26 protein-coding genes are annotated in these 24560 nt (G+C 68.7%); 12 read left to right on the forward strand and 14 right to left on the reverse strand.

Going from position 1 to position 24560, the window contains the following annotated elements:
• Window positions 1-11: 11 nt before the first annotated feature.
• Window positions 12-398, forward strand: coding sequence for a metalloregulator ArsR/SmtB family transcription factor (locus tag ABGB19_RS13190; RefSeq protein WP_347686404.1), 387 nt, complete (start codon window positions 12-14; stop codon window positions 396-398).
• Window positions 398-1324 carry a cation diffusion facilitator family transporter gene (locus ABGB19_RS13195; protein WP_347686405.1) on the forward strand — a complete coding sequence of 309 codons (927 nt, stop codon included), beginning with the start codon at window positions 398-400 and terminating at the stop codon, window positions 1322-1324. Before ABGB19_RS13190 ends, ABGB19_RS13195 begins: the two co-directional genes overlap by 1 nt.
• Here ABGB19_RS13195 and ABGB19_RS13200 read toward each other — a convergent pair.
• Complete coding sequence (locus ABGB19_RS13200) at window positions 1314-2000, reverse strand: hypothetical protein (RefSeq protein WP_347686406.1); 687 nt, start codon at window positions 1998-2000, stop codon at window positions 1314-1316. The genes ABGB19_RS13195 and ABGB19_RS13200 overlap by 11 nt on opposite strands.
• A 73-nt stretch (window positions 2001-2073) precedes the next feature.
• Here ABGB19_RS13200 and ABGB19_RS13205 point away from each other — a divergent pair, with 73 nt between their 5' ends.
• Both ABGB19_RS13205 and ABGB19_RS13210 read left to right on the forward strand, forming a co-directional pair.
• The gene (locus tag ABGB19_RS13205; protein WP_347686407.1) at window positions 2074-3582 is read left to right on the forward strand and encodes a carboxylesterase/lipase family protein; all 1509 of its coding nucleotides are present in this window, start codon (window positions 2074-2076) and stop codon (window positions 3580-3582) included.
• Between the two features lie 70 nt (window positions 3583-3652).
• On the forward strand, window positions 3653-5614 hold the full coding sequence (locus ABGB19_RS13210; RefSeq protein ID WP_347686408.1) for a phosphotransferase: 1962 nt from the start codon (window positions 3653-3655) through the stop codon (window positions 5612-5614).
• Between the two features lie 54 nt (window positions 5615-5668).
• On the opposite strand, the gene ABGB19_RS13215 is transcribed toward ABGB19_RS13210, so the two are convergent.
• The gene (locus ABGB19_RS13215; RefSeq protein ID WP_347686409.1) at window positions 5669-6553 is read right to left on the reverse strand and encodes a hypothetical protein; all 885 of its coding nucleotides are present in this window, start codon (window positions 6551-6553) and stop codon (window positions 5669-5671) included.
• Window positions 6554-6601: 48 nt separating this feature from the next.
• On the opposite strand from ABGB19_RS13215, the gene ABGB19_RS13220 reads away from it, so the two are divergent.
• Complete coding sequence (locus ABGB19_RS13220; protein WP_347686410.1) at window positions 6602-7123, forward strand: DUF4333 domain-containing protein; 522 nt, start codon at window positions 6602-6604, stop codon at window positions 7121-7123.
• Here the strand turns inward: ABGB19_RS13220 and ABGB19_RS13225 are convergent.
• Complete coding sequence (locus ABGB19_RS13225; RefSeq protein ID WP_347686411.1) at window positions 7109-7825, reverse strand: FCD domain-containing protein; 717 nt, start codon at window positions 7823-7825, stop codon at window positions 7109-7111. The genes ABGB19_RS13220 and ABGB19_RS13225 overlap by 15 nt on opposite strands.
• A 123-nt stretch (window positions 7826-7948) precedes the next feature.
• Here ABGB19_RS13225 and ABGB19_RS13230 point away from each other — a divergent pair, with 123 nt between their 5' ends.
• Together ABGB19_RS13230 and ABGB19_RS13235 are read left to right on the forward strand one after the other, a co-directional pair.
• Window positions 7949-8467, forward strand: a complete 519-nt coding sequence (locus ABGB19_RS13230; RefSeq protein ID WP_347686412.1) for a gluconokinase — start codon at window positions 7949-7951, stop codon at window positions 8465-8467.
• A gap of 117 nt (window positions 8468-8584) precedes the next feature.
• Window positions 8585-10042 carry a GntP family permease gene (locus ABGB19_RS13235; RefSeq protein ID WP_347686413.1) on the forward strand — a complete coding sequence of 486 codons (1458 nt, stop codon included), beginning with the start codon at window positions 8585-8587 and terminating at the stop codon, window positions 10040-10042.
• Window positions 10043-10069: 27 nt separating this feature from the next.
• Here ABGB19_RS13235 and ABGB19_RS13240 read toward each other — a convergent pair whose 3' ends face one another.
• From ABGB19_RS13240 to ABGB19_RS13250, 3 genes are read right to left on the reverse strand one after another with little or no spacing between them, the layout of a single operon-like run.
• Window positions 10070-10546 (reverse strand): RDD family protein, encoded by a 477-nt coding sequence (locus ABGB19_RS13240; RefSeq protein ID WP_347686414.1) that lies wholly within the window; start codon window positions 10544-10546, stop codon window positions 10070-10072.
• 45 nt (window positions 10547-10591) lie between these two features.
• Window positions 10592-11554, reverse strand: a complete 963-nt coding sequence (locus ABGB19_RS13245; protein WP_347686415.1) for a DoxX family protein — start codon at window positions 11552-11554, stop codon at window positions 10592-10594.
• Window positions 11555-11590: 36 nt separating this feature from the next.
• A complete protein-coding gene (locus tag ABGB19_RS13250; protein ID WP_347686416.1) occupies window positions 11591-12097 on the reverse strand; it encodes a DUF6328 family protein in 507 nt (168 codons plus the stop codon).
• Between the two features lie 101 nt (window positions 12098-12198).
• Between ABGB19_RS13250 and ABGB19_RS13255 the strand changes: the two genes are divergently transcribed.
• The 3 genes from ABGB19_RS13255 (at window position 12199) to ABGB19_RS13265 (ending at window position 14616) form a co-directional block, all read left to right on the forward strand.
• A complete protein-coding gene (locus ABGB19_RS13255) occupies window positions 12199-13596 on the forward strand; it encodes an FGGY family carbohydrate kinase (RefSeq protein ID WP_347686417.1) in 1398 nt (465 codons plus the stop codon).
• The gene (locus ABGB19_RS13260; protein WP_347686418.1) at window positions 13593-14309 is read left to right on the forward strand and encodes an MBL fold metallo-hydrolase; all 717 of its coding nucleotides are present in this window, start codon (window positions 13593-13595) and stop codon (window positions 14307-14309) included. The genes ABGB19_RS13255 and ABGB19_RS13260 overlap by 4 nt, the downstream gene beginning before the upstream one ends.
• Before the next feature lie 76 nt (window positions 14310-14385).
• Window positions 14386-14616: a DUF6400 family protein gene (locus ABGB19_RS13265; RefSeq protein WP_347686419.1), complete on the forward strand. Its 231-nt coding sequence runs from the start codon at window positions 14386-14388 to the stop codon at window positions 14614-14616.
• A gap of 186 nt (window positions 14617-14802) precedes the next feature.
• On the opposite strand, the gene ABGB19_RS13270 is transcribed toward ABGB19_RS13265, so the two are convergent.
• Entirely contained in the window at window positions 14803-15753 is a 951-nt protein-coding gene (locus ABGB19_RS13270; RefSeq protein ID WP_347686420.1) for a LysR family transcriptional regulator, read from the reverse strand.
• 86 nt (window positions 15754-15839) lie between these two features.
• Between ABGB19_RS13270 and ABGB19_RS13275 the strand changes: the two genes are divergently transcribed.
• Complete coding sequence (locus ABGB19_RS13275) at window positions 15840-16706, forward strand: EamA family transporter (RefSeq protein ID WP_347686421.1); 867 nt, start codon at window positions 15840-15842, stop codon at window positions 16704-16706.
• A 48-nt stretch (window positions 16707-16754) separates the two neighbouring features.
• On the opposite strand, the gene ABGB19_RS13280 is transcribed toward ABGB19_RS13275, so the two are convergent.
• Genes ABGB19_RS13280 through ABGB19_RS13295 form a run of 4 tightly spaced genes read right to left on the reverse strand, consistent with a single transcriptional unit; the run spans window position 16755 to window position 20943 of the window.
• Complete coding sequence (locus ABGB19_RS13280) at window positions 16755-17600, reverse strand: ABC transporter permease (RefSeq protein ID WP_347686422.1); 846 nt, start codon at window positions 17598-17600, stop codon at window positions 16755-16757.
• Window positions 17597-18472 (reverse strand): ABC transporter permease, encoded by an 876-nt coding sequence (locus tag ABGB19_RS13285; protein WP_347686423.1) that lies wholly within the window; start codon window positions 18470-18472, stop codon window positions 17597-17599. The genes ABGB19_RS13280 and ABGB19_RS13285 overlap by 4 nt, the downstream gene beginning before the upstream one ends.
• 29 nt (window positions 18473-18501) lie before the next feature.
• Entirely contained in the window at window positions 18502-19683 is a 1182-nt protein-coding gene (locus tag ABGB19_RS13290; protein ID WP_347686424.1) for a spermidine/putrescine ABC transporter substrate-binding protein, read from the reverse strand.
• A 57-nt stretch (window positions 19684-19740) separates the two neighbouring features.
• The gene (locus ABGB19_RS13295) at window positions 19741-20943 is read right to left on the reverse strand and encodes an ABC transporter ATP-binding protein (protein WP_347686727.1); all 1203 of its coding nucleotides are present in this window, start codon (window positions 20941-20943) and stop codon (window positions 19741-19743) included.
• Between the two features lie 289 nt (window positions 20944-21232).
• Here ABGB19_RS13295 and ABGB19_RS13300 point away from each other — a divergent pair, with 289 nt between their 5' ends.
• Window positions 21233-21661: an SRPBCC family protein gene (locus ABGB19_RS13300; RefSeq protein ID WP_347686425.1), complete on the forward strand. Its 429-nt coding sequence runs from the start codon at window positions 21233-21235 to the stop codon at window positions 21659-21661.
• On the opposite strand, the gene ABGB19_RS13305 is transcribed toward ABGB19_RS13300, so the two are convergent.
• The 3 genes from ABGB19_RS13305 to ABGB19_RS13315 all read right to left on the reverse strand — a co-directional run bounded on the left by ABGB19_RS13305 (window position 21662) and on the right by ABGB19_RS13315 (window position 24560).
• A complete protein-coding gene (locus ABGB19_RS13305; RefSeq protein ID WP_347686728.1) occupies window positions 21662-23122 on the reverse strand; it encodes an MFS transporter in 1461 nt (486 codons plus the stop codon).
• A 33-nt stretch (window positions 23123-23155) separates the two neighbouring features.
• Window positions 23156-24064: an alpha/beta fold hydrolase gene (locus ABGB19_RS13310; protein ID WP_347686426.1), complete on the reverse strand. Its 909-nt coding sequence runs from the start codon at window positions 24062-24064 to the stop codon at window positions 23156-23158.
• Window positions 24065-24134: 70 nt separating this feature from the next.
• A complete protein-coding gene (locus ABGB19_RS13315; RefSeq protein WP_347686427.1) occupies window positions 24135-24560 on the reverse strand; it encodes a MerR family transcriptional regulator in 426 nt (141 codons plus the stop codon).

Raw genomic sequence — 24560 nt, forward strand, 5'->3', positions numbered from 1 at the left:
ACTATCTACGTATGAATGCAGATAAGCAGGTCTGCGCGCGCCGGCTGGCCGATGAACAGGCCGACCTGGTTGTCGAGGTGTTCCGGATGCTCGCCGACGCGACGCGCGTGCAGCTGCTCTGGGCGCTGGTGGATCGTGAGATGGCGGTCAACGACCTCGCCGAGCGCGTCGGCAAGCCCGCGCCGTCGGTCTCCCAGCACCTGGCGAAGCTGCGGATGGCGCGGCTGGTGCGCACCCGCCGGGAGGGCACACAGGTCTTCTACCGGCTGGAGAACGACCACGTCCGCCAGCTCGTCACCGACGCCGTGCACAACGCCGAGCACGTCACCGGTGGAGTGCCTGCTCATCACCTCGACGACGGCCAGCTGCGCGTCCTGCACGACGAGGCGGCCGGCTGATGGGCGCGGGACACAGTCACGACCACACGCACCGGGTCGACGAGGCGTTGCGCGACAGTGCGGCGGGGATCCGCGCCGTCAAGGTGAGCCTGGCGGTGCTGGGCCTGACCGCGGGCGTGCAATTGGTGATCGTCGCCGTGTCCGGGTCGGTGGCGCTGCTGGCCGACACGGTGCACAACATCTCCGATGCCATGACCGCGGTGCCGTTGTGGATCGCGTTCGCGATGAGCCGGCGCGCGGCGACCAGGCGGTACACCTACGGGTTCGGTCGAGTCGAGGATCTGGCCGGGTTGTTCATCCTCGCGGTCATCGCGCTGTCGGCGGTGGTGGCTGCCGTCGAGGGGGTGCGCCGGCTGATCGAGCCCGTGCCGCTGTCGCATCTGAGCTGGGTCGCAGCGGCGGGCGTCATTGGCTTCGTCGGGAACGAGGCCGTCGCCGTCTATCGGATCAGGGTGGGGCGGCGCATCGGGTCGGCGGCGTTGCGGGCCGACGGAATGCACGCGCGCGCCGACGGTTTGACGTCACTGGCGGTGGTGGCCGGCGCGATCGGAGTCGGACTCGGTTTCCCCGCCGCGGACCCGATCATCGGCCTGGTGATCGCCGGGGCGATCGCTGTGGTGTTGGTCTTCGCCGCCCGCGACGTGTTCGGCAGGCTGCTGGATCGCGTCGACGCCGACATCGTCGACACCGCCCACAGCGTGCTGGCCCGCCAGCGCGGGGTTCGCGGTGTCCGGCGGGTCCGGATGCGGTGGGTCGGCCACCAGTTGCAGGCCGACACCGAACTCGACGTCGACCCGTCGCTGAGCCTGGTCGAGGCCCACGCCGTCGCGCATGACGCCGAACACACACTCGTGCACGCGATTCCGAAGCTCGGCTCGGTCGTCGTGCACGCCTACCCGGGGCACGATCCCGCGGTCAGCAGCTGAACATCTCGCCGATCTGTGGGGGCGCGGTGACCGGCTGCAGGCAGCCGAAGGGTTCGATACCCGCATCGCTGAACCGCACCGCGGACTCGGTCGCCCGGTTGGAGCAGAACAGCCCGGCCGCGTCGGCGCGGCAGGCGTAGTCGCCGAACGACAGCACCTCGCCGTAGGGCAGTTCGGGACCTTCACCGGCCGTGAAGCGTCCCGGGTCGCCGTGCACCGACCCGACGGCGACGCTCGCACCGTCGTAGTCCACCCAGCCGCCCTTCCACTCGCCGTAGGCGTCCTCCGGCCGCGGCGGGGGATCGGCCAGGTCGACCAGGCAGGCCAGCGCACCCGCGCTGTGCTGCGAGTCGGTCATGCAGGTGGTCTTGCCCGACGGCGTGCTGAACGCGACGTCCTCGCCCAGGTCGGTCGTCTGGCCGTCGCGGAAGGCCACGTGGAACTGCGCGGCGTCGGCCGGTCCACCCGCCTCGATCCAGGCGATGACGTCGGCGACGGGTGCGCCGGGGGCCGGTGGCGCGGCCGGTTTCGCCGTCGTGGTGGTGGGCGTGGTGCGCGACGGCGTACTCGCCGACGGATTCGGCGGAATGGGTTCGATCCGTTCTGCCTGTCCGCCCGTCGACGTGGAACACCCCGCCACCAGCACGCCAGCCGCGATCAGCCAAGCCATTCGCATACCGGCCAGGCTAGCGGGCCGACACGGAATCCCTGGCCAGGCACGGCGGTGCGGCATTCGCTACCGTCGGGTGATGCACGAACACACCGTCCGCGTGACCACCGCGTCGGGCACGGTCGAAGGGTTCGCCCGCGACGGCGTGCACCGGTGGCGGTCGATCCCGTATGCCCGGCCGCCGGTGGGTCAGCTGCGGTTGCGCGCGCCCCAGCCGGTGCAGCCGTGGCGCGGCGTGCGCTACTGCCACGGCTACGGCAACTGCGCGCCCCAGCAGCGCATGTACACCATCCTGGCGCCGGGCAAGTACCAGCCGATGAGCGAGGACTGCCTGACGCTCAACGTGGTGGCGCCCAAGAAGCGGTTCGACGAGTCGCTCCCGGTGATGGTCTTCATCCACGGTGGGGGCTACTTCATGGGCAGTTCGGCCACCCCGATCTACGACGGTGCGGCGCTGGCGCGCAAGGGCTGCGTGTACGTCTCGGTGAACTACCGCCTCGGCCCGCTGGGGTGTCTTGACCTGTCGTCGTTGTCCAACGCAGAGTTCACCTTCGACGACAACCTGTACCTGCGCGATCTGGTGATGTCCCTGCGCTGGGTGCGTGACAACATCGCCGCCTTCGGTGGTGACCCCGGCAAGGTCACCATCTTCGGCGAGAGCGCAGGCGCGCACGCGGTGGCCACCCTGCTGGCCGTACCGGCTGCCAAAGACCTCTTCTCGCGAGCCATCTCGGAAAGCCCAGCCGCGGGCATGGTGCGCACACCCGAGGTGGCCGCTCAGTACGCGACGCGGTTCGCCGCGCTGCTCGGCGCCCACGACGGTGACGGCGCCGCCGCCGTGATGGCCGCCCGCCCCGCGGATCTGGTGACCGCGTTCGAGCGGTTGGTCCGGCAAGGTCAGCGCGACATGCTCGGCGCCTTCGCCGCAGGCCCGACCAGCGGAACGGACTATCTGCCGCGGGATCCGGTGCAGGCGATGCGCACCGGCAAGGCGCACCGCGTGCCGCTCATCGTGGGAACCAACGCCGAGGAGGCGCGGTTGTTCGGCCGGTTCCTCAAATTGCTGCCCATGACCGAGTCGATGATCGAGCGGCTGCTGGCTCATGCGGAACCCGAAGAGCGCGAACGGATCACGGCCGCCTACCCCGACTATCCGGACCCGGCGGCGTGTATCCAGTTCGGCGGCGACTTCGCCTTCGGTTCGGCCGCCTGGCAGATCGCCGAGGCGCACAGCGCTCATGCGCCGACGTATCTCTATCGCTACGACTACGCGCCCCGGCCGCTGCGATGGTCGGGCCTCGGAGCGACGCACGCCACCGAACTGCTGGCGGTGTTCGACACTTACCGCACGAACTTCGGGCGACTGCTCACGGCGGCCGGCGACCGGCGCGCGGCGCTGCGGGTCAGCGACGACGTGCAGGGCCGCTGGCGCGAATTCGCCCGCACGGGTGTGCCCGGTGCCGGTTGGCCCACCTACACCAGCGCCGACCGCGCGGTGCGGGTGTTCGATCGACGGCCCCGGGTGGAATACGACCCGCACGCCGCCCGCAGGCAGGCATGGGAAGGGTTCTCGCTGGCCGCGCCGTGACGGGCGCGTGCCGTGCGGCATCAGTTGACACCCGTCAAAGTGTGATGTGGCCCACTGCTATCTTGGCCGGGTGCACCCGACTGACACCCCTGTGATCGAGCGCCCGGCGGACCTGACCGCCGACTGGCTCACTTCCGCGATCGGCGCGCCGGTCGCCGAGTTCTCCTTCGAGCGCATCGGCACCGGCCAGATGAGCGAGTGCTATCGCGTCTCGCTGACCTACGCCGGCGGGGGAACCGGTCCGGCCAACGTCGTGCTGAAGGTCGCCGCCACCGATCCGGTGAGCAGGCAGACCGGTTTGGCGCTCGGCCTCTACGAGCGGGAGGTGCGCTTCTACACCGAGATCGCGCCGCGCATCGGCGGTCCCGTCGCGCCGTGCTTCTCGTCAGGGTTCGATCCCGGCACCGGGGCCTTTCACCTGCTGTTGGGTGATGCCGGGCCTGCGGTCGTGGGAGACGAAATCCGCGGCGCCACCGTCGAACAGGCCACCCTGGCGCTCGCCCAGTTGGGCCGGCTGCACGGTCCGCTGCTGGGTGACCCCGCGATGGCCAGCGCCGAGTGGCTGAACCGGGAGACGCCGGTGAACCAGGGACTGATCGGGCAGTTGTACGCCGGCTTCGCCGAGCGCTACGCCGTGATGATCGCGCCCGAGTATCGGACGGTGTGTGAGCGACTGGTCGCCGGCTTCGACGCATACCTGGAGGCCGAGTCCGCACCTGACCGGGTGATGGGCCTGGTGCACGGGGATTACCGCCTCGACAACATGCTCTTCGGGCAGCCGGGTGCGGACCGGCCGCTGACGGTCGTCGACTGGCAGACCGTGGCGTGGGGGCCCGCCATGACGGACGTCGCCTACTTCCTCGGATGTGCGCTGCCGGTGCAGGTGCGCCGCGATCATTACGACGCCCTGCTGACGGCGTACCAGCAGGCGCTCGGCCCCGGCGCCCGGATTGGTCTCGACGAGGTGCGCGAGGGCGTGCGCAGGCAGAGCTTCTTCGGGGTGATGATGGCGATCGTGTCGTCGATGCTCGTCGAGCGCACGGACCGTGGCGACGAGATGTTCATGACGATGCTGCAGCGTCACTGTCAGCACGTGCTGGACGTCGACGCGTTGAGCATTCTGCCCGAAGCCGTTGCCGCCGAGCCGCTTACGCCGTCGGCCGACGACGAGGGCGCGCATCCCGCCGACGATGAACCGCTCTGGAACGAGAGCTGGTACTTCGACTTCGTCGACCAACAGCAGCAGATCGGCGGCTGGCTCCGGCTGGGCCGCTACCCGAACCTGGGCACGTCGTGGCTCAACGGATTGGTCTGCGGCCCCGGCATTCCGACGTACGCGCTGGTCGACTTCACCGAATCCGGCGCCATCGAGATGACGCTGGACGCGACCGAGCCGCTGATGAAGTATCGCGTGACCATGCGGGGTCAGGGCCAGGCCTATGACGACCCGGCCGCCCTGCTGCGCAACGAATCCGGCCGGCCCGTCGAGGTGTCGATGGACCTCGAGTGGACGACCGCGGGCACGCCGTACCAGTACCGGATCACCTCGCGCTATGAGATCCCGTGCACGGTGACCGGCACCGTGACGGCGGACGGTCGGGAGTTCACGGTCACCGCGGTGCCCGGACAGCGCGACCACTCGTGGGGTGTGCGGGACTGGTGGTCGATGGACTGGGTGTGGAGCGCGCTGCACCTCGACGACGGCACGCACCTGCACGCCGTCGACATCCGGATACCCGGCGCCCCGCCGATCGGCATCGGCTACGCGCAGCGCGCGGGCATCCCGCTGGTCGAGCTGCAGGCAGTGACGGCGCGGGAGACGTTCGCGGACAACGGCTTACCGCTGCAGACGACGCTGACACTGGCTCCCGGTGACGTCGTTGCGACCGTGGAAGCCCGCGGGCACGCCCCGGTGTTGCTGACGTCCTCCGACGGCAGGGTCAGCCACTTCCCGCGGGCCTGGGTGACCGTGACAACGGCCGACGGTCGCAGGGGAGTGGGCTGGGTCGAATGGAACCGCAACCAGCGCTGACAGTTCCATTTCATTCCCTCTTGCGCTCGCCGGGACGTGGAGTGCTCGTGCGGCTCACGTCAGGTGGGCGCTGTCGTCGTCGAGGTCGTCGCGGCTCAGGCCCATCGGGGTGGCGGCGGGCACGTCGCCGGCGGCGACGACCTTGCGGGTGATCGGCGTCAACGCCAGGAACAGCGCCTCGACCTCGTCGTCGTCCAGCGCGTCGAGCACTGACAGCGCCAACCGATCGGTGCCGTCCTCGATTCGCTGTTTGAATGCACGGCCGGCGTCGGTGAGCTCGTCGCCGTCGAGCAGCCCACGCTGGGCCAGCCGGTCCTGGTAAGCGCACCACTGCTCGTCGTCATAGTCACGGCTGCGCATGATCATCTCCTTTGGCACGCGACCGGCCGCCGCGTGCAGCACGTTGCACTCGCGGCCGGAGATGCCCAGCGCCGTGAGTACGGCGACATGGCCGTCGCCGCGTTGTTCGCGCAGCAGCGTGGTGGCATGCCAGAGCTTGGCCAGCGGTTCGTCGGGCCACTCCAACGCCGCGTTCGCGGCGAACAACGCCCGGCCGTCCATCGGCGCGTTGCGTGCCGCCTTCGCCGCCAGCTCGGCGGCCGTCCGCACGTCGTCGCCGTCGCCGACGCCGTAGCGGCGCAGCGCCGCCGCCGCGGAATCCAGTCGCGCACGCAAAGCCTCGGCCGGCGTGGCGACATCCCAGGCGGCGGGCAGCGTCTTGGCGACGCGTTGCGGTGCGAAGTTGTAGAAAGCGGCCGTTATCACCTCCGCCGGCACGACGCCGAACGGCGCCGAACGGGCCGCGAAGTAACCCATCCAGAAGCCTTTGTAGCCAAGCCCGTCGAGTGCGGCGCGAGCCTCGGGCGAGAAATACGTGACGGCGTGCACGGGTTCGAGGCGGTCGAAGAACCGGCGGGCCAACGTTGATTGCCTATCCACACCCGCAGTCAACCACTAGGCTCACGGCCGAGTTCGGTGGAGGCGACCATGAACACGGTCAGGCTGGGCTTCACGGCCCTCGGCGCGCTGACCGCGCTGCTGTCGGGATGCGGGCGCGACCCCGAGGTCACCACCACCCCGACAGTCTCCAAGGACGTCCTGACCCGTGAGATCACCGAGCGCCTGACCACCACGGGCGAGGTGCCTCAGTCGGTGACGTGCCGGGAGGACCTCCTCGGCGAGGTCGGCCGGACGGCGCGGTGTGAGGTGGTGCTGTCGCCGACCAACAGCTTCGAGCCGGTGATCTCGGTGACCGGGGTGGACGGATCGTCGATCGACTACGTGGTGAGACCCGCGGTGTCCAAGGAGCAGCTCGAGCAGGCGGTGTCGCGACTGGCCGCCGTGCCGGGCGTCACCATCGGGCCGGTCGTGTGCGACTCGGGCCTGGACGGCACGGTCGGCGCGGTCACCCAGTGCGACGTGGATTCCGGCGGGGTCAAGGTCCGGCGCACCGTTGCCGTCAACAACGTCGAAGGCCTGATGATGAACTTCGACCTAGTCCCGTCCTGAAATCTCCACGGTCACAGCGGAACTGGCCTCGTCGATGATCGCCCGCATCGCCAGTTCGGCCGCCTCGGCATTCCGCGTCCTGATCGCCCGCGCGACGTCGTCGTGCAGATCGATGGCCGCCGGATTCGGCGTGACGGGCATCATGCCGTGATGCGTCCGCCCGGTGAGTACCTCGGCCACGACGCCGTTCAGCGCGCGAAACATCTCGTTGCCGCTGGCTTCCAGCAAGGTCTGGTGAAACACCTTGTCGGCCTGCAGGTATGCCTCGAGGTCACCGGCACGACCGTGCACCACCATGTCCGACACGGTGGCGGCCATGACCCGGCACTGATCGGGATTGGCCCGTCGGGCCGCCAGCGCTGCCGCGACGGGTTCGAACCCGCGACGCAGTTCCGAGAGCGAGACCAGTTGCGCGGCACGGTCGCCCGCCTCCAAACGCCAGCGGATCAGCAGCGGGTCGAAAACGTTCCATTTCTCCGCGGACTGCACCGTGATGCCGACTCGCCGCCGCGAAGCAGCCATGCCCATCGACTCCAGCACCCGAATGGCCTCGCGCGCGACGCTTCTCGACACGCCGTATCGCGCACTGACCCCGTCGAGGGTGAGCACCTGCCCGCCCGGGTACTCCCCGGATACGATTGCGGTGCCGAGCGCTGTGAGCAGACCGCCGTGCAGGGCGCCGACGATTGGTTGAGACGCCACGCATACATCCTGTCATAAGTTTGCTGGCGCGATTAAAAACATACGATTCCGAAATATACTTGCAATCGTATGCCTTTTGAGGCAGGCTGTGTGACGCCGGACACAACTGGGTAGGTGGAGGTAATGGCGTCACCAATCGTCGTGATGGGCGTCTCCGGGTCGGGAAAGTCGACCGTCGGTGCCGCGCTCGCCCAACGACTCCGCGTCCCGTTCGCCGACGCCGATGATTTCCACCCACCGGCCAACGTCGCCAAGATGACCGCCGGCCAACCCCTCGACGACGACGACCGGTACCCGTGGCTCGAGGCGATCGGGGAGTGGCTGGCCGAGCACTGTGCAAGCGGTGGAGTGATGAGCTGTTCGGCGCTCAAGCGCAAATACCGTGACCAGTTGCGCACGCACTGCCCCGGCGTCGAGCTGCTCCATCTCAGCGGCACCCCGGAGGTCATCAGCAGACGCCAGGCCAGCCGGCCCGGGCATTTCATGCCGGCATCGCTGTTGCAGTCTCAATTCGACACCCTCGAGCCGCTGCAACCCGACGAGCGCGGCATCGCCATCGACGTCGACCAGGCCATCGACTCCGTCATCGAGGCGTACGTCGGCCAATCTGACTACCGCACAACGGAAGCCGGTGACCGGTGAGCTGCGGTCACGACGTCGCCGAAGCGGAGGTCGCGCGCTTGGATTCCGTCGACCGACGCCTTGTCCTGACAACCCGAGACGTCCCGGAACAGCCGGGCAATCGAATTCGGAGGCCTCGTGGAAGCAATTGAACCGGCCTATGGCGCCGGCACACTGCTCGTGATCGCCGCGGTGGCGGTCGCACTCCTGCTGTTCCTCATCATGAAGGTGAAACTGCATGCCTTCGTGGCACTGGTGTTGGTGAGCGTGTTGACGGCGTTGGCCGCCGGAATCCCCGTGGCCGACGTGCCGGACGCGCTGTCGTTCGGGTTCTCCAACACGATCGGCTCGGTGGCCCTGCTCGTCGGCTTCGGCGTGATGATCGGCCGACTCCTCGAAGTCACCGGCGGCGCACAGGTTCTCGCCGACACCCTCATCGGCCGATTCGGGGAGAAGCGGGCGCCCTTGGCCCTCGGCGTGGCCGCGCTGCTCTTCGGCTTCCCGATCTTCTTCGACGCCGGTCTTGTGGTGTTCCTGCCGATCATCATGACGGTCGCGCGACGGTTCGGCGGATCTCTTCTGCTGTACGCCTTGCCTGCGGCTGGGGCCTTCGCCGCCATGCACGCGTTGGTACCTCCGCACCCGGGACCGGTTGCGGCCGCCGAAGCGCTCGAGGCGAGCATCGGCCTCACCCTGCTCGTCGGCGCGCCCGTCGCCGTCGCGTCGTGGTACGTCGGCGCCTACCTGGTTTCTCGGGCCATCGGACGCCGGGTACACGTCGACGTCCCTGTGGCGCTGTTCGGCGAGATGAACGGTGGCCGCGAGGTCACCGACGGTGGCCGCGACGAGGTCACCGACGGCGACGGGACCGGGGCGGCCGCTGCGGGACAGGTCCGCACCGCCGCCCGCACGGCTCCCGCGTTCGCGACCGTGCTGGGCGTGTTGCTGCTGCCGTTCGTGCTGATCTCGTTCAACACGGTGCTCGACACCCTCATGACGGCCGGCGTCATCGAGGAGGGCGTGACGTGGGCGGAGTACCTCAAGCTGCTCGGGAACACCAGCGTCGCACTGCTCATCACGGTGATCGTGGCAACTCTCGCCTTGGGTCTGCGGGGTCGCTCGATGGCCGACGTCAGCACGATTCTCGACCGCGCCCTGGGTCCGATCTGCTCGGTCATCCTCATCACCGGGGCCGGCGGGATGTTCGGCGGCGTGCTGCGGTTGAGTGGCATCGGGACCGCGCTGAGCGATTCGCTCGCGAACCTCGGTATGTCGCTGATCCTGCAGGCCTTCATCATCGCCACGCTGCTGCGTGTCGCGCAGGGATCGGCCACCGTCGCGTTGACCACCACAGCCGGATTGATCAGCGCCGCGGCCGCCGAAGCGGACCTGACCAATCTTCAGCTCACCCTGCTGGTCCTCGCCATCGCTGCCGGCGCCACCGTGCTCTCGCATGTCAACGACTCGGGATTCTGGCTGGTCAGCCGCTTCTTCGGGATGGACGTCAAGACGACACTCAAGACCTGGACGGTCATGGAGACCACGCTGGGCCTGTCCGCGTTCCTGATCAGCCTCGCGCTGTGGGTCGTCGCTTGACGTAGCAACGCAGCCCGGCCGCGGCCGTCAGCCCTTGACGACCTGTGTGCCGCCTGCCAGTTCGTCGTGCTTGCCTTGCTTGGTCGGACTGCCGCTGATGGTGACCGCGATGACGACCATCGCAACGATCCCGAGCAGGCCACCGATGAACGGGATGATGGGCAACACCGTCCACGAGTTGCGAATCGCCGACTGGGCCGCTGTGGGTTTGGCCGCTCCGCCGGGACCGAGAACGCGAAGCCCCAACAGCTTCTTTCCCGGCGTCCAGCCCTGCGTGCTCTCGAACGCGAAGAAATACAAGAACATCAGCGCGCCGGTGAAGAACCCGGTGACCATGATGCTCGACATCGAATCGGTGACGAACGCCAGGAACCAACTCACGATCCCGACGATGATGCCGTCGATGACGCGCGCCAGCCAGCGCAGCAGAAGACCGCCGGGAACACCTGAAGGAGGATGGCCGCCGTACGGTCCGGGTTGATATGCGTAGTCTCCGGTGCTCACCCGAGCCAATGTACGCCCGGGTGGCGCAGCCGGAACGGGTTTCGCCTAGCGCAGGCGGCGGCCCTGCGCCTTGGCCAGCTTGGCCTGTGCCTTGGCCTGTTTGCGCGCGGTCTTCGCCTGGATCCGCGCCGCATCGGCCAGTTCGGCCGCGCGACCGCGGGCGGTGTCGGCCAGATCGGGTGCGCGGTCGCGGGCGACGTCGGCCCACTCCGAACCGCGCTCACGCGCGACGTCGGCGAGCAGCGCGCCCCGCTTGCGCGCGACCTCGGCGAGTTCAGGCCCCCGGTCGCGGGCGACGTCGGCCCACTCCGAGCCCCGCTCGCGGGCGACGTCGGCCAGTTCGGCGCCGCGCTTGCGGGCCAGGTCGGCGATCTCCGGCCCGCGTTCACGGGCGACCTCGGCGAGTTCTGCGCCGCGTTCGCGCGCGACGTGGGCCAGTTCACGACCACGCTCGGCGCCGACGTGCAGGCCGTGGCCGACCTTCTCGGCCAACGCGCCGTCGCTCAGCGCCCCGCCCGTGGCGGCCCCGGCGGGCAGCGCGGCGGTGACCGCTTCGGAGACCTTCCGGGCCGCACGGCGGCCGCGCCACCCCAGCGACGGTTTGCCCTCGGTGTCGACGGCGGCGATGATCAGACCGCCGATCAGGCTGATGTCGGTGATGAAGGCGCGCCGCTCGTCGGCCTTGCGCTGCGGATCTGTCTCACTCCAAAAGGTATGCCCGCCAAGGCTGCCGGGTACCACGCTGAGAGCCAGTGCCGCCGACGCAGCGCGCGGTAGTTTGCCGGTCGCCAGAAGCAGCCCGCCGCCGATCTGCACGGCGGCGTTGATTCGGGCGACCGTTTCCGCGTTGGAGGGAACATTCGTGCCGACGGGGTCGGGAAGCTTACCGAGCCCCTCGAGTGTCGGCCGGGCCGCATCCGCCGCCGGCTTGGGGCTTCGCAGGGCGTCGACACCCCGGGCGATGAAGGCTGCTGACAACATCGGGCGCGCGATACGTCGAATCAACATGGCCGAGGAGTTCCCAGGCCAATGTCGTCACAAACGTCAGTATGAGTTGCCCTTGGTGCGTCGACCGCGCAACGGCATCGCATACCAGAACGCGAGAAGCGCCACCAGGGTGGCGCCACCGGCGATCCAGCCCAGGGGACGGTTCGCGACGGTGGCGAAGATGATCGTCGCCACTCCGGCCATGGCGATCCCCAGCAAGAGCGTGCCGGTGATCGCGAAGTGGTGTGCGGTCGACACGACGGTGTCGAGACGGTGTCTGCGGAACAGGACGCGATGCATGCTCACCGGTGCGATGAGCAGGACGGTGGCACCGATCGAGCACCCGACGGTGATCAGGTACACCGCGCGCATCACCGAATCCAGGCTCGAGAATCGGTCGGAGAACGGAAGGATCAGAAGGAAACCGGTGAGCAGTTGGACTCCGGTCTGCGCGACCCGAAGCTCCTGCAGGAGGCTGGACCAGTTGCGGTCCAGGCGCTGTGCCTCCGTCTCGTCTCGGTCGTCGTCCCAACGCCCGTCGGTGGTCGGGTGCTCTGTGGCCACAGCTGATTGTCCATCACGCCGTGATCCGAAGGCCCGTAAATCCGCTTTCCTCCCCGAAGTGCCGGTCGGCAGCACGGCTCGTCGGAGTAGGTTCTACAACCGTGGCTCTTGTGGCGGGGACCGATTCGTCCACGCAGTCCTGCAAGGTGGTGGTCTGCGACGCCGACACCGGCGCGATCGTCCGGTCGGCGTCCGCGCCGCACCCGGACGGCACGGAGGTGGACCCGGCGCTGTGGTGGTCGGCGCTGGAGGCCTCGATCTCCACCGCGGGTGGTCTGGACGACGTCGCGGCGGTGTCGGTCGGAGCGCAGCAACACGGCATGGTGTGCCTGGAGGCCGACGGCCACGTGGTGCGAGATGCCCTGCTGTGGAACGACACTCGATCCAGCAGTGCGGCCGTCGAGCTGACAAGGGAGTTCGGCGGGGCTCAGGAGTGGGCGAACCGCGTGGGCGTCGTGCCGGTCGCGGCGATCACCGCGACCAAGCTGCGCTGGCTCGCCGACCATGAACCCGCGAACGCCGACGCCACCGCGGCGGTGTGCCTGCCGCACGACTGGCTCACGTGGCGGTTGAGTGGATCGTCCGACATCGGCGATCTGCACACGGACCGCAGCGATGCCAGCGGCACCGGCTACTATTCGGCGGAGTCCGGCGGCTACCTACCCGACGTCCTCGAACTGGCGATGCGCGGCAGACGGCCCGCCGTGCCCACGGTGCTCGGACCGCACGCCGCCGCCGGGCGGACCCCGTCCGGTGCGGTGCTGGGCCCGGGCGCCGGTGACAACGCCGCGGCGGCCCTGGGCCTCGGGGCCGGACCGGGCGATTGCGTGGTCTCCCTGGGCACTTCGGGCGTGGTCAGCGCGGTCGGCGAAGTGGCGCCTCACGATCCGGAAGGAATCGTGGCAGCGTTCGCCGACGCGACGGGCAGGCAACTGCCGCTGGTGTGCACCCTCAACGGCGCGCCGGTGCTGGCCGCCGTCGCGACCATGCTGGGCGTCGACTTCGACGAGCTCGACCGGCTCGCGCTGTCGGCGCCGCCGGGTGCGGAGGGGCTGACACTGGTGCCGTACTTCGAGGGCGAGCGCTCACCGAACCTGCCGAACGCCGCAGGCGCACTGCACGGTGTGACGACGCGGAACATGGTGTCCGCCAATGTTGCCCGGGCGGCTGTCGAGGGGCTGCTGAGCTCGATGGCCTTCTGCGTCGACAAGATCACCGACCATGGCGTCGAGGTGCAGCGCGTGATCCTCACGGGCGGGGGAGCGCGTTCGGAAGCGGTCCGGCGATTGGCGCCCGCAATCCTGGGTGTGACGGTGCACGTCCCGACACCGGCCGAATATGTGGCGTTGGGCGCGGCACGGCAGGCGGCATGGACGCTCTCGCAGAAGGATTCGCCACCGGCCTGGTCGTTCGGTGTCACGGCGACCTATGACGCCGAGCCCACGCCGACGGTGCTCGAGCGGTACCGGGCGGCCCAGCCGCTGACCCTGGGTCAGTGAAACTCCCCTGGGAACGCCTGGCGGACAGGATATCTCGCACGCGTCTGCCGTTCCTGGATGTGACGGTCGGCCTCATCGTGGGTCAAACCGGCATCGCCTTGATCGACACCGGCAGCACGCTGACCGAGGCCGGCGCCATCCGCGACGACGTGCTGACGCTGACCGGTCGTCGGGTGACTCATATCCTGTTGACGCACAATCACTTCGACCACATTCTCGGCTTCCCGGCGTTCGACGGCGCCGCGGTGTACTGCGCGCCCGCCGTAGCCGCGACGGTGGCGCGTGGTGCGGGAGATCTGCGTGCCGATGCGATCCGGCACGGTGCGGACCCCGACGAGATCGACCGCGCCGTCGACGCGCTGCGCCGACCTGACCACCACGTGTCCTCCGCCGTCATCGACCTGGGTGATGGATCGGTCTGGCTGAGCCACCCCGGGCGCGGCCACACCGACCACGACCTGATCGCCGTGTCCGCCGGCGACGACCGGACCGTGGTCTTCTGTGGCGACCTGGTCGAGGAGTCCGCCGATCCGTGTATCGGCGACGACTCCGACGTGGCGGCCTGGCCGTCGACACTGGATCGCGTGTTGGCCGCGGGCGGCGCGAATGCGGCCTACGTCCCGGGACACGGGGCGGTGGTGGACGCGGCCTTCGTGCGTCGGCAGCGCCGATGGCTCGCGGACCGGGTGACGGGCCCCACCCGGTCGATGTGACCTGGCTCATTGTTCGGCGAGTCGCATTCAGGGCATCCTGGGCGCTTCATCAACGAACTAAGGGTGCCCTTACCGCATGGCTCATGAAGTTTTCGCCTACGACCTGACGCTCGACGAGGTGAGGCGGCGCGCGGCCGTCCTCGAGGCGATCGGAGAGGACTGGGATCCCGGGGCGGCACTGGCCGGCGAGCGGCAGGCCTACGACATGCTGTATTCCGGCCTGGACGAGGAGCAGCAGCGCGTCTACGACGACCTGGTCCGCGCCGGTGTGCTACCCGATCGGACGGTGACCCGTGCTGCCGATTGATCCCACCGCCGACCGCGCCCGCCGGGCATGGCTCGAGTGTCCCCGGTGTCGGCACGGCTCCGGATGCGTCGACTGCCAGCGCCGGCTCAACTGTTCTGACCACTGGCAGTACCTGCTGGCCAACGAGGCGAGCGTGGTGCACCTGCAGTGTCCGACCTGCGGCCACCTCTGGTCGACCGATACGCGTCACCGTCGGCGCTCCCGCGCCGCCTGACCTGAACGGCGGCCCTCCGGTCGTGGCCACGGCGGGCGGGGCAACGCACCGCCGGACGCAGGACGCATGCGCTCCAGCACCGCCCGGAGCGGAGGCCACGTCGCGCGGCCGCGCCGGGTCACCGCGTAGGCCGTCAGCACGGCTTCGGGTGCGTTGAGGGCAAGCACCTTGACGCCGGCACTGGTCGGCCTGCCGATCGGCAGCAGCCCCACGCCGTAGCCCGCGACGATGAGGTCCTCGACGAGGTCGAGGCTGTCGATCTGGTGGGCGATGCGGGGGGTGAATCCCGCCAGCGCGGCCAGCGTGCGCACCGCGGTCTCGTCAGCGGTGTTGCGGGAGTTGACAATCCAGGTTTGGTCGGCGTATGCGGCTACGTCGGCCGGCCCGTCGGGGAAATCGTCGGGGACGCCGAGACCCCAGGAGATCGACCACAGCGGCTCGGTCTGCAGAACCGGTCCCGGCGAAGCGGGTGCCAGGTTGTAGTCGTAGGTCAGCGCGAGGTCGAGGTCGTCGTCGGTCAGCAGCCGGAACGCCTCGACGGGTTCGTACTCGCTGATCACCAGGTCGACCTTCGGATAGTCCTCGGCGAGCTGGGCGACGATCGGCAGCAGCGACACGCGGATTCCGGTGGCGAAACCGCCGACCCGGACGATGCCGGAGGGCTCGGCGTCGGGGTCGAGATCCAGACGGGCGCTGTCGATGGCGGCGAGGATCGCCACGGCGTGGTCGGCGAGTCGCCGTCCGGCGGGCGTGAGACGCACCCGGCGGCCCTCGGGCTCGATCAGCTGAGCGCCGGTTTCCCTTGCCAGAGCGGCGATCTGCTGCGAAACGGTCGACGTGGTGAGGCGGTGCGCGTCGGCGACCGCGCGCATCGACCCCAGCCGTGAGAGCGCCAGCAGCAGCTGCAACCGGCGGATGTCCATGACCCGCGATTGTTCAGGATGTTTGAACGGCATGTCCAGTGAAATCACGTGGACGCGAATGGTTGCCGTGCCGTTCAATGCAGGACATGACGAGTCAGGCCCGCACCGGCGCGTTGATGGCCGTGGCCTCGATGCTGTGCGTTCAGACCGGGTTGGCGCTGGCCGTGACGCTGATCGACCGCATCGGCGTGGAGGGTGCGGCGTGGTTGCGCCTGGCGTGGGCCGGCGTGCTGATGCTCGTCATCGTGCGGCCCCGCCGCGCGGCGTTCACGTGGGCCTCGTTTCGCATGTGCGTGGTGCTCGGTGTGGTGACGGCCGCCATCACGCTGCTGTTCATGGCCGCGCTCGACCGCATCCCGCTGGGCACCGCGAGTGCGCTGGAGTTCCTGGGTCCGCTGGGGGTCGCCGTCGCGCACGGCAGGGGCCGGGACCGGGTGCTGTGGCCGGGACTGGCGGCCGTCGGCGTGGTGCTGCTGACCCAGCCGTGGGCGGGAGCGGTGGATCCCGTCGGTGTGCTGTTTGCGCTCGCCGCGGCCGTGTGCTGGGCGAGCTACATCCTGCTCACTCAGCGCGTCGGCGACGAGGTCGCCGGTATCAACGGGCTTGCGGTCTCCATGCCGGTCGCCGGCCTGGTGGCCACGGCCGCCGTCGGGCACTCCGTGCTCCCGCGGATGTCGGCCGAAATCCTCGTCATCGGAATCGGATTGGCCATCCTGCTGCCGATGGTCCCGTTCGCGCTGGAACTGATGGCGTTGCGCAAGTTGACCGCCGCCGCGTTCGGCACGTTGATGGCACTGGAGCCAGCGTTCGCGATGATGGTCGGTTTCGTGGTGCTGCACCAGGTGCCGGGTGCGATGGGTGTGATCGGCATGGGTTTCGTGGTGGCCGCGGGGGTCGGCGCCGCGCGCACCGGTGCGCGTCAACCGCCGGTGCCTGCCGAAGTCGGGTCGTGAGGTTCCGAGGAGCAGCGTGCACGGGGAACACGCCCGCGCCCAATGGTCCTAGGTGTCGATGCGCTTGCGGCGGTACAGCGTTCCGGCCGCCAGCAGGATCAGGCTGATCACCAGGATCGCCGTGGCGAGCACGTTGATCTGCGGCGGCACGGCCGCCTTCACCGCCGCGTTGACGAAGAGCGGATAGGTCACCGCCGACCCGCTGACGAAATACGTGATGATGAAGTCGTCGAGCGACAACGCGAACGACAGCATGGCCGCCGCGATGATGCCGGGCACGATCAGCGGCAGCGTCACCCGGAAGAAGGTCCGCGCCGGGCTGGCGCCGAGGTCCAGCGACGCGTCTTCGAGCGTCCAGTCGAAGCCGCGCACCCGCGCCCGCACGGTCATGGCGATGAAGCTCACCTCGAACGCGATGTGCGCCAGGACGATCGTGACGTATCCGGTGGCCCACCCGAGATCGAGGAAGAGCACCAACAGAGCAGCACCCATCACGACCTCGGGCGCCGTCAGGGGCAGCACCAGGAAGGTGTCGACCGCCCGCTGGCCCCGCCAGCGTTGGCGCACAAGCGCTATGGCCACCAGCGAGCCGAGCACCAGGGCCACCGCCGTCGACACCGCTGCGACGTTGATGCTCAACTGCAGCGCCTCGGTCAGGGCGGGGTACTTGAACGGGTCGGCCCAGTTCTCCAGCGTGAAGCCCTGCCAGGAGTAGTTGAACTTGCCCTTCGGGTCGTTGAACGAGAACAGCACGATCACGAAGATCGGCAGGAACAGATAGAGCAGCACCAGACCCGCGACGATGCGCAGCAGGACATCGCCCCACTTCGGAGATCCCTTCACGGTTTTCGCCGGAGAGGCACTGGTGGCGTCGGCCATCGCCTGGATGGTCATACCAAGTCCTCCGTTCCCAGCGCGCGGGTGTAGAGCAGGACGCCGACCAGGATGATGCCCATCAGCACCATGCTCAGCGCAGCGGCCGCCGGATAGTCCTTGACCACGAGGAACTGCTGCTGGATCACGTTGCCGATCATCGTGGTCTGCGTGCTACCGAGGTACTCGGCGTTGATGAAGTCACCCGCCGCGGGGATGAACACCAGCAGGCTGCCCGCCAGCAGGCCCGGCATCGACAGCGGCAGAATGACTTTGGTGAAGCTACGGGTGTTCGAGGAGTACAGGTCCTTGGAGGCCTCGATCAACCGCGGGTCGATCTTCTCCAGGCTCACGTAGAGCGGCAGGATCATGAAGATGATCCAGTTGTAGGTGAGCCCGCCGATCACCGCCCAACTCGTGGACAGCAAGCGCCCGTCGCTGGGCAGCAGGCCGATGGTGTCCAGCGCGCTGACCACCCAACCGTCGTCGGCCAGAATGGTCTTCCAGGCGATCGTGCGGATCAGGAACGTCACGAAGAACGGCAGGATCACCAAGCCGAGGATCAGGTTCTTGAACCGGCCGGCCTTGAACGCGATCACATACGCCAGCGGGAAGCTCAGCAGGATGCACAACACCGTCGCGGTGATGGCATAGCCGAACGAGCGCAGGATCTGGTCTGAGTACCGGGTGAACGCGTCGAGGTAATTTCCGAAATCCCATGAAAAGGTCAGGGTGGGAAGGAAAACCGAGCCCGACGTCGATGACAGCGACGTGCGTGCCAGCGAGACGAAGGGTATGACGAAGAACACCGCGAGGTAGGCCAGCGCGGGCAGGATCATCAGATACGGCGCGATCCTGCTGCGCTGGCGGCCGCTGGTGGCTACGCCCGCCATTGTGCTCCTCGCGTCCGCAGCGCCATCGGCTATGCGCCGGTGACTGCGGCGTACGCGGTGTTGTACTCCTGGGTCTGCTCGTCGGTGAGCGGAGCCCAGCCCTTCGACCTGTCGAGCACATCCTTCGGCGGGTTGATCAGGGGGTTGTTCGCCACACCCGGGTCGATCTTGTCGAGTTCATCGGTCATATCGGACAGCACCGGCACGAACTGGGTGAACGCGATCAACTTGGCGTAGTTGGCCCGGTCGTAGATGTAGTTGATCCACGCCTCGGCGGCCTTCTGGTTCTGCGTGGTGTACGGAATCACCATGGTGTCGACGAAGGTGGTTCCGCCGGACTCCGGGACGACGAACTGCAGGTCGGGGTTGTCGGCCTGCAATTGCACGACGTCACCCGAATATGCCTGCGCCACAGCGATATTGCCTGCTGCCAGGTCGTCGGCGTAATCATTTCCGGTGAACCGGCGGATCTGACCCTTGTCCTTCTGCTCGCGCACCAGGTCGATCGCCTTCTGCACCGACTCGGTGTTGGGGTCCTCGACCGAACCACCCTGCGACAGCATGATCATGCCCAGCCCGTCCTGCGCGTCGGAGAACAGGCTGACCCGGCCCTTGAACGCGGGATCCCACAGGTCGTCGATGGTCCTGATGTCCCGGCCCGTCGCGGCACGGTTGTAGGCCAGGCCGACGAGCCCCGACATGTACGGTGCGCTGAACTTGCGGTCGGGGTCGACGCTGGCCTCGAGGAGGTCGGTGCGCAGGTTCTTCTTGTTGGACCACCCGGCGTCGCTGATGTCATTGAGCCAGCCGAGGCCGTTAAGGCGGGTCGCCATGAAGGTGGTCGGCACCACGAGGTCGGCGCCGATGTCCTGCTTGCGCGACAGGGGTTCCTTGACCTTGGCGAACCACTCCTCGTTGTCGTTGAAGTCCTCCTTATAGTCGACGGTGATGCCCGACGACTGCTGGAACGCCGCGATGAACCCGTCGGCCATGTACAGCGGCCAGTTGGAGATCCGCACGGTGCCGCTGGCCGGCCCGCTGTCCTGGGTGGTCGTGCCCGACGTGCCGCTCTCGGACCCGCAGGCCGTCAGCATCGACGGGCCGAGCGCCAGGGCGGCGGCGGCCGCGGCGCCCCCGCCGATGAAGCGTCGACGCGACGTGCGGTTGGTGGCGAGACGGGCGATCAGGCGGGGATCCAACTCGTTGGGCATGGCGGCTATTGCCTTTCATCGGAGGGAAGTGAAGGGGTGGGGAGGCGTCGACGGGCGTCAGGAGTCGTCGAGCATCTCCTCGAGGTCCTCGGTGGTGGGGATGTCGGCCGCCGGCAGCACGAGGGAGGCTTCCGGCGCCCAGCAGACGTGCACCTCGTCGCCCGGCCGCAGCAGGGGCAGGTTCTGTTCCGGGCCGATGTGGGCGACGATCGTCGAATCGTCCGGCGCGGCCAGCGACAGCCGTACCACCGGTCCCTGGAACGTCAGATCGGTCACCGTCGCGCGCACCGTCGCGACGTCACCGCTGGGCGGGTCCATCGAGACGCGGACGCGTTCGGGCCGCACCATCAGGGTCGCGTGGCCGCCCGGTTCGATCGCGGTCTCGCCGGGGCGGGCCTTCAGCGTCGCGCCGAGCACCTCCACTTCGGCGAAGTCGCGGTTGGCGCGGCCGGTCTGTCTGCCCGCCCACAAGTTGGCCTGGCCGATGAAGCTGGCCACGAACACCGTCGAGGGCCGGTCGTAGATCTCGGTCGGCGTGCCGATCTGGTCGACGTTGCCGGCGTTCATGACCGCGATGCGGTCGCTCATCGTCAGCGCTTCCTCCTGGTCGTGGGTCACGTAGATGAACGTGATCCCGACCTCGCGCTGGATGCGCTTGAGTTCGAACTGCATCACCTGGCGCAGCTTGAGGTCCAGCGCGCCGAGGGGCTCGTCGAGCAGCAGCGCGCTCGGGTAGTTGACCAGCGCGCGGGCCAGCGCGACGCGCTGCTGCTGCCCGCCGGAGAGCTGGGCCGGTCTGCGGTCGGCGAAGTCGGTGAGCCGCACGATCTCCAACAGCTCGTCGACCCGCTTGCGCACCTGCGCCTTGTCGAACTTCTTGCTGCGGGGGCCGTACGCGACGTTGTCCCACACCGACATGTGCGGGAACAGCGCGTAGTGCTGGAAGACGGTGTTGACGTTGCGCTTGTGCGGCGGTACCCGCGAGACGTCGACCCCTTCGAGCCGGATCGCGCCCTCGGTGGGACTTTCGAAGCCCGCGATCATCCGCAACGTGGTGGTCTTCCCGCAGCCGGACGGTCCCAGCATCGAGAAGAACTCACCCGAGGCGATGGAGAAGTCCGCCTCGGCCACGGCGACGTAGTCACCGAAGCGTTTGGTGACGTGGTCGATCTCGATGACCGGGCCGCCCTTGGCGCGTGGTGCGGTCCTGTCCTGCCCCGACGGGTGATCTACGGCGGCGGTGGTATGTGAGCCGGTCAGTGCGGGTCCTCCTCAAGCAGCCCCCCGAGCTGTGGGTAAAACCTTCGCGGATCCGACGGCCCTTCGCAAGCGATTCCGCAACGAATTTTCATATCGACAATGGATTCCTTCGTGAGTCCCGCTGGAGACCGCAAGAATCCGCTGAACCGACGTGCGCAGAATCGGCCGGCCGGCAGGAGTCGGCGCCGGCGGACGGGCGGCGCATGCCCGACCAGTTTCTCAGCCGAGGCGGGCATTGATCGGTGGAAACGCCGTTTACCCCCGTGGTGTTGCCGGGTAGTGCTGTGACATGGCAGCAGTAGACGTATCGGTGTCATCGGATCTGAGCCCGAAGGCGGCCTGGGCGCTGGCCTCGGACCTGAGCCGGTTCGACGAGTGGCTGACGATCTTCGGCGGGTGGCGCAGCGAGGTCCCGTCGGACATCGAGGTCGGCACCTGCGTGTCGTCGCTGATCAAGGTCAAGGGGTTCCGCAACATCATCCACTGGCACGTCACTCGTTACGACGAGCCCAAGCAGATCGAGATGGTGGGCCGCGGCAGGCCCGGCATCCGCATCTGCCTGACGCTGTGTGTCCGCGACGACGCGCCGGGTTCGACATTTCAGGTGGTCGCCGAGCTGTCCGGCGGACTGCTCAACACCCGCATCGGCACCCTGGTGGCCAGGGTCATCGAGTCCGACGTGCGCAAGTCCGTCGCGAACCTGGCCGCCTTGCGCTGATCACCCCCACTCGTGATTCATCGCGCGCGTTTCGCACCGCGCCTCGACGGAATCGATGGGCTGCGGCCGTGGTCGTGACAGCGCGATCAGCACCATCGCGAGCACGGCGGTCACCGCGCCGCCGAGGAAGATCACGAAGAAGCTGCTCTCCGGCGGCACGCCCGCACCGGCCACGGTCCGGCTGAGCAGCACCGCGACCAGTGCGGCCGCAGTCGAACTGCCGATCGTGCGGGCGATCGCGTTCATGCTCGTCGCCACCCCGGTCTCGCCGGCGTCCACCTCGCTGACCACCAGCGCGGGCAGCGCGCCGTACCCCAGGCTGATGTAGGCATTGGCCAGGATCCCGGCCACGATCACCTGCCACGCCCTGTCGTGGGCGAACGCGATGAACAGGAACCCGGCGATGCCGGCGAGCGCGGCCACCACCAGCACGGGCCGGGCGCCGTAACGGTCGATGAACCGACCGCTGACCAGCGCGATCACGAAGCCGGCGACCGCGCCGGGCAGCAGATAGACGACGCTGGCCTGCAACACCGTCGCACCGAATCCGTAACCGGCTGCCGCCCTTGGTATCTGGACGAACTGCGTCAATCCCAGGAACGCGAAGTACAAGCCCATCCCGACGAAGATGGTGGCCAGGTTGGTGAGCATGATCGGGCGGCGGGTGAGCATCGCCGTCGACACCAGCGGTTGGCGGGCACGCCGCTCCCACAGCCACCATCCGGCCAGTAGTCCGGCGCCGGCCGCCGCACAGCCGAGCGTGGCGGGTGAGATCCAGCCCCAGGACTGCCCCTGGGTGATCGCCAGCAGCACCGTCGACAGGCCCGCGGCCAGGCCGGTGGCTCCCAGCCAGTCGATCGTTCCGTCGGAGCCGCGCGGCCGGCCCGGCACGACCAGCAGCACGATCGCGATGACGACCAGGGTGAAAGCCGTGGTCAACCAGAACACCCGGTGGTAGTCGGCGTCGCCGCTCATCAGCACCCCGACCACGACGAGCCCGGTGCCACCGCCGAAGCCCAACGTGCCGGAGAGCACCGCCATCGCCGACATCAGCCGGTCGGCGGCGAGCTCTTCGCGCAGGATGGCGATGCTGATCGGGTAGAGCGCGTAGGACGCCGCCTGCAGGACGCGGCCGACGATGAGCAGGGCCAGCGACGACGTCGTGGCGGCCAGGACCGAGCCGGCCAGGACGACCACCAGCACGCACAGCAGCACCCGGCGCTTGCTGTGCAGGTCGGCCAGCCGTCCGATCAGGGGGGTGGCGGCTACGGCGGCGAGCAGGTTCGCGGTGACGGCCCAGCTCACGCCGATGGTGGAGGCGTCGAGCTGGTCGGCGATGATGCCCAGCACCGGAACGACCGCGGTCTGCAGGACCGCGACGGTGAGCACCACGATGGACAAGCCGGCAATCAGCAGCCGGGGTGAGCGCACCGGCGCGTGGCCCGTGGCCGGGGACCGCATCGCATCGGTCTCGACCACGGCCCGCTCCGATCCTTAGCTCATCTTCGGTTCCTCGATTATGTCGCGTCGGTCATCCGAACGTGCGGCGGGCGTATCGGAGTGCCCCGTCGTGCTGATGAAGTCGTCGAGCAGGTCGACCACCTCGCTCGGCCGTTCCACGTGAGGGAAGTGGCCGACGCCTTCGAGCACCGCCAGCCGACTGTCGGGCCTGGCCTCTTGGGCCACGTACGCGTGGTCGACCGGAATGATCCGGTCCTGATCGCCCCAGATCGCCATGATCGGCATCTCGGCGGCCACGTGCAGCCGGTTCAGCGCGCTGACCGCCTGGCCGCGGTAGTCGACGACCGAGCGCAGCGTGCGCAGGAAGGCATGACGAGTCTGCGCATCCGCCAGCGACGAGTAGGCGCTCCACATCTCCGCGCCCCGCGGGGACTGGATCCCGGCGCTCGAGAACCAGCCGCGCAACTTGTTGCCGGCCGCCAGGACGGCCTGCGGCGCGATGATCGGCAGGATGAACTCGGCGCCCGGCGCCGACAGCAACCGCAACGTCCAGCCCACGTCGGGACCCAGACCGCCGCTGCTGATGAGGACCAGCCGCTGGCAGTAGTCCGGGTGCTGATAGACGAACTGCATGGCCACGCCGCCGCCGAGGGACTGGCCGACGATCGTGGCGCGCGCGATGCCCAGCTCGTCGAGCAGATCTCGCAGCCACACGGCGAACGCGCCCAGGGAGTAGTCGCCGCGCGGCTTGTCCGACTGCCCGTGGCCCAGCAGATCGGGCGCGACCACCCGGTACTTCCGCGACAGCTGCGGCATCACCGCCCGCCAGGTCTCGGAGCTGCCCGCCATCCCGTGGATCAGCAGCACCGCTTCCTCGCCGCTTCCGGCATCCCGGTAGGCGACGCGATCTCCGTGCAATTCCAGATACTGCAACTCGGTCATGTTGAATGGCCCCTCCGCGGTCGTTGAACCTGCCTACCCCGAAATCCTCGCGGATATAACCCGCCTGCCGTCAGCCGCGGTGCTCGGCGGCCAGCTCATCGACCGACATGCCGTCCAGCAGGCGGTCCAGGGTGCCGGTCATCGTCGGGCATTCGCGCGCGGGGTGATCGGCCGGGCAGTGCAGCGCGTGGGTGAGGAAGTCCTGTGCGCCGCGGGCCTGGGCGATCACCGCCTCCAGGTGGCCGATCTGCTGCTTGACGACCTCGCGCCACTGAGGGCTGGGTGCGTCGAGAACAGCGGCGGCGGTGTCGAGCGGAAGGCCCAGGCGATGGAAGATCTTCAGGAACGCCAGCCGGCGCAGTTCGTCTGGTCCGTACATGCGCCGGCCGGCGCTGCGCGACGACGGGGACACCAGGCCGCGCTCGTCGTAGTAGCGCAGTGCCGACGGCGTCATCTGCAGTCGGGCGGCGGCCTCGCCGATCGGGATGGGGTCCAT

This window comes from Mycobacterium sp. B14F4 (genome assembly GCF_039871645.1).
Taxonomy (GTDB): Bacteria; Actinomycetota; Actinomycetes; order Mycobacteriales; family Mycobacteriaceae; genus Mycobacterium.

Bases quoted from the DNA above. Each gene is read 5' to 3' on its own strand.
- ABGB19_RS13190 (WP_347686404.1), top strand. From the start codon at position 12: ATGAATGCAGATAAGCAGGTCTGCGCGCGCCGGCTGGCCGATGAACAG.
- ABGB19_RS13195 (WP_347686405.1), top strand. From the start codon at position 398: ATGGGCGCGGGACACAGTCACGACCACACGCACCGGGTCGACGAGGCG.
- ABGB19_RS13200 (WP_347686406.1), bottom strand. From the start codon at position 2,000: ATGCGAATGGCTTGGCTGATCGCGGCTGGCGTGCTGGTGGCGGGGTGT.
- ABGB19_RS13205 (WP_347686407.1), top strand. From the start codon at position 2,074: ATGCACGAACACACCGTCCGCGTGACCACCGCGTCGGGCACGGTCGAA.
- ABGB19_RS13220 (WP_347686410.1), top strand. From the start codon at position 6,602: ATGAACACGGTCAGGCTGGGCTTCACGGCCCTCGGCGCGCTGACCGCG.
- ABGB19_RS13230 (WP_347686412.1), top strand. From the start codon at position 7,949: ATGGCGTCACCAATCGTCGTGATGGGCGTCTCCGGGTCGGGAAAGTCG.
- ABGB19_RS13245 (WP_347686415.1), bottom strand. From the start codon at position 11,554: ATGTTGATTCGACGTATCGCGCGCCCGATGTTGTCAGCAGCCTTCATC.
- ABGB19_RS13265 (WP_347686419.1), top strand. From the start codon at position 14,386: ATGGCTCATGAAGTTTTCGCCTACGACCTGACGCTCGACGAGGTGAGG.
- ABGB19_RS13270 (WP_347686420.1), bottom strand. From the start codon at position 15,753: ATGGACATCCGCCGGTTGCAGCTGCTGCTGGCGCTCTCACGGCTGGGG.
- ABGB19_RS13275 (WP_347686421.1), top strand. From the start codon at position 15,840: ATGACGAGTCAGGCCCGCACCGGCGCGTTGATGGCCGTGGCCTCGATG.
- ABGB19_RS13280 (WP_347686422.1), bottom strand. From the start codon at position 17,600: ATGACCATCCAGGCGATGGCCGACGCCACCAGTGCCTCTCCGGCGAAA.
- ABGB19_RS13285 (WP_347686423.1), bottom strand. From the start codon at position 18,472: ATGGCGGGCGTAGCCACCAGCGGCCGCCAGCGCAGCAGGATCGCGCCG.
- ABGB19_RS13290 (WP_347686424.1), bottom strand. From the start codon at position 19,683: ATGCCCAACGAGTTGGATCCCCGCCTGATCGCCCGTCTCGCCACCAAC.
- ABGB19_RS13300 (WP_347686425.1), top strand. From the start codon at position 21,233: ATGGCAGCAGTAGACGTATCGGTGTCATCGGATCTGAGCCCGAAGGCG.
- ABGB19_RS13305 (WP_347686728.1), bottom strand. From the start codon at position 23,122: ATGCGGTCCCCGGCCACGGGCCACGCGCCGGTGCGCTCACCCCGGCTG.
- ABGB19_RS13310 (WP_347686426.1), bottom strand. From the start codon at position 24,064: ATGACCGAGTTGCAGTATCTGGAATTGCACGGAGATCGCGTCGCCTAC.
- ABGB19_RS13315 (WP_347686427.1), bottom strand. From the start codon at position 24,560: ATGGACCCCATCCCGATCGGCGAGGCCGCCGCCCGACTGCAGATGACG.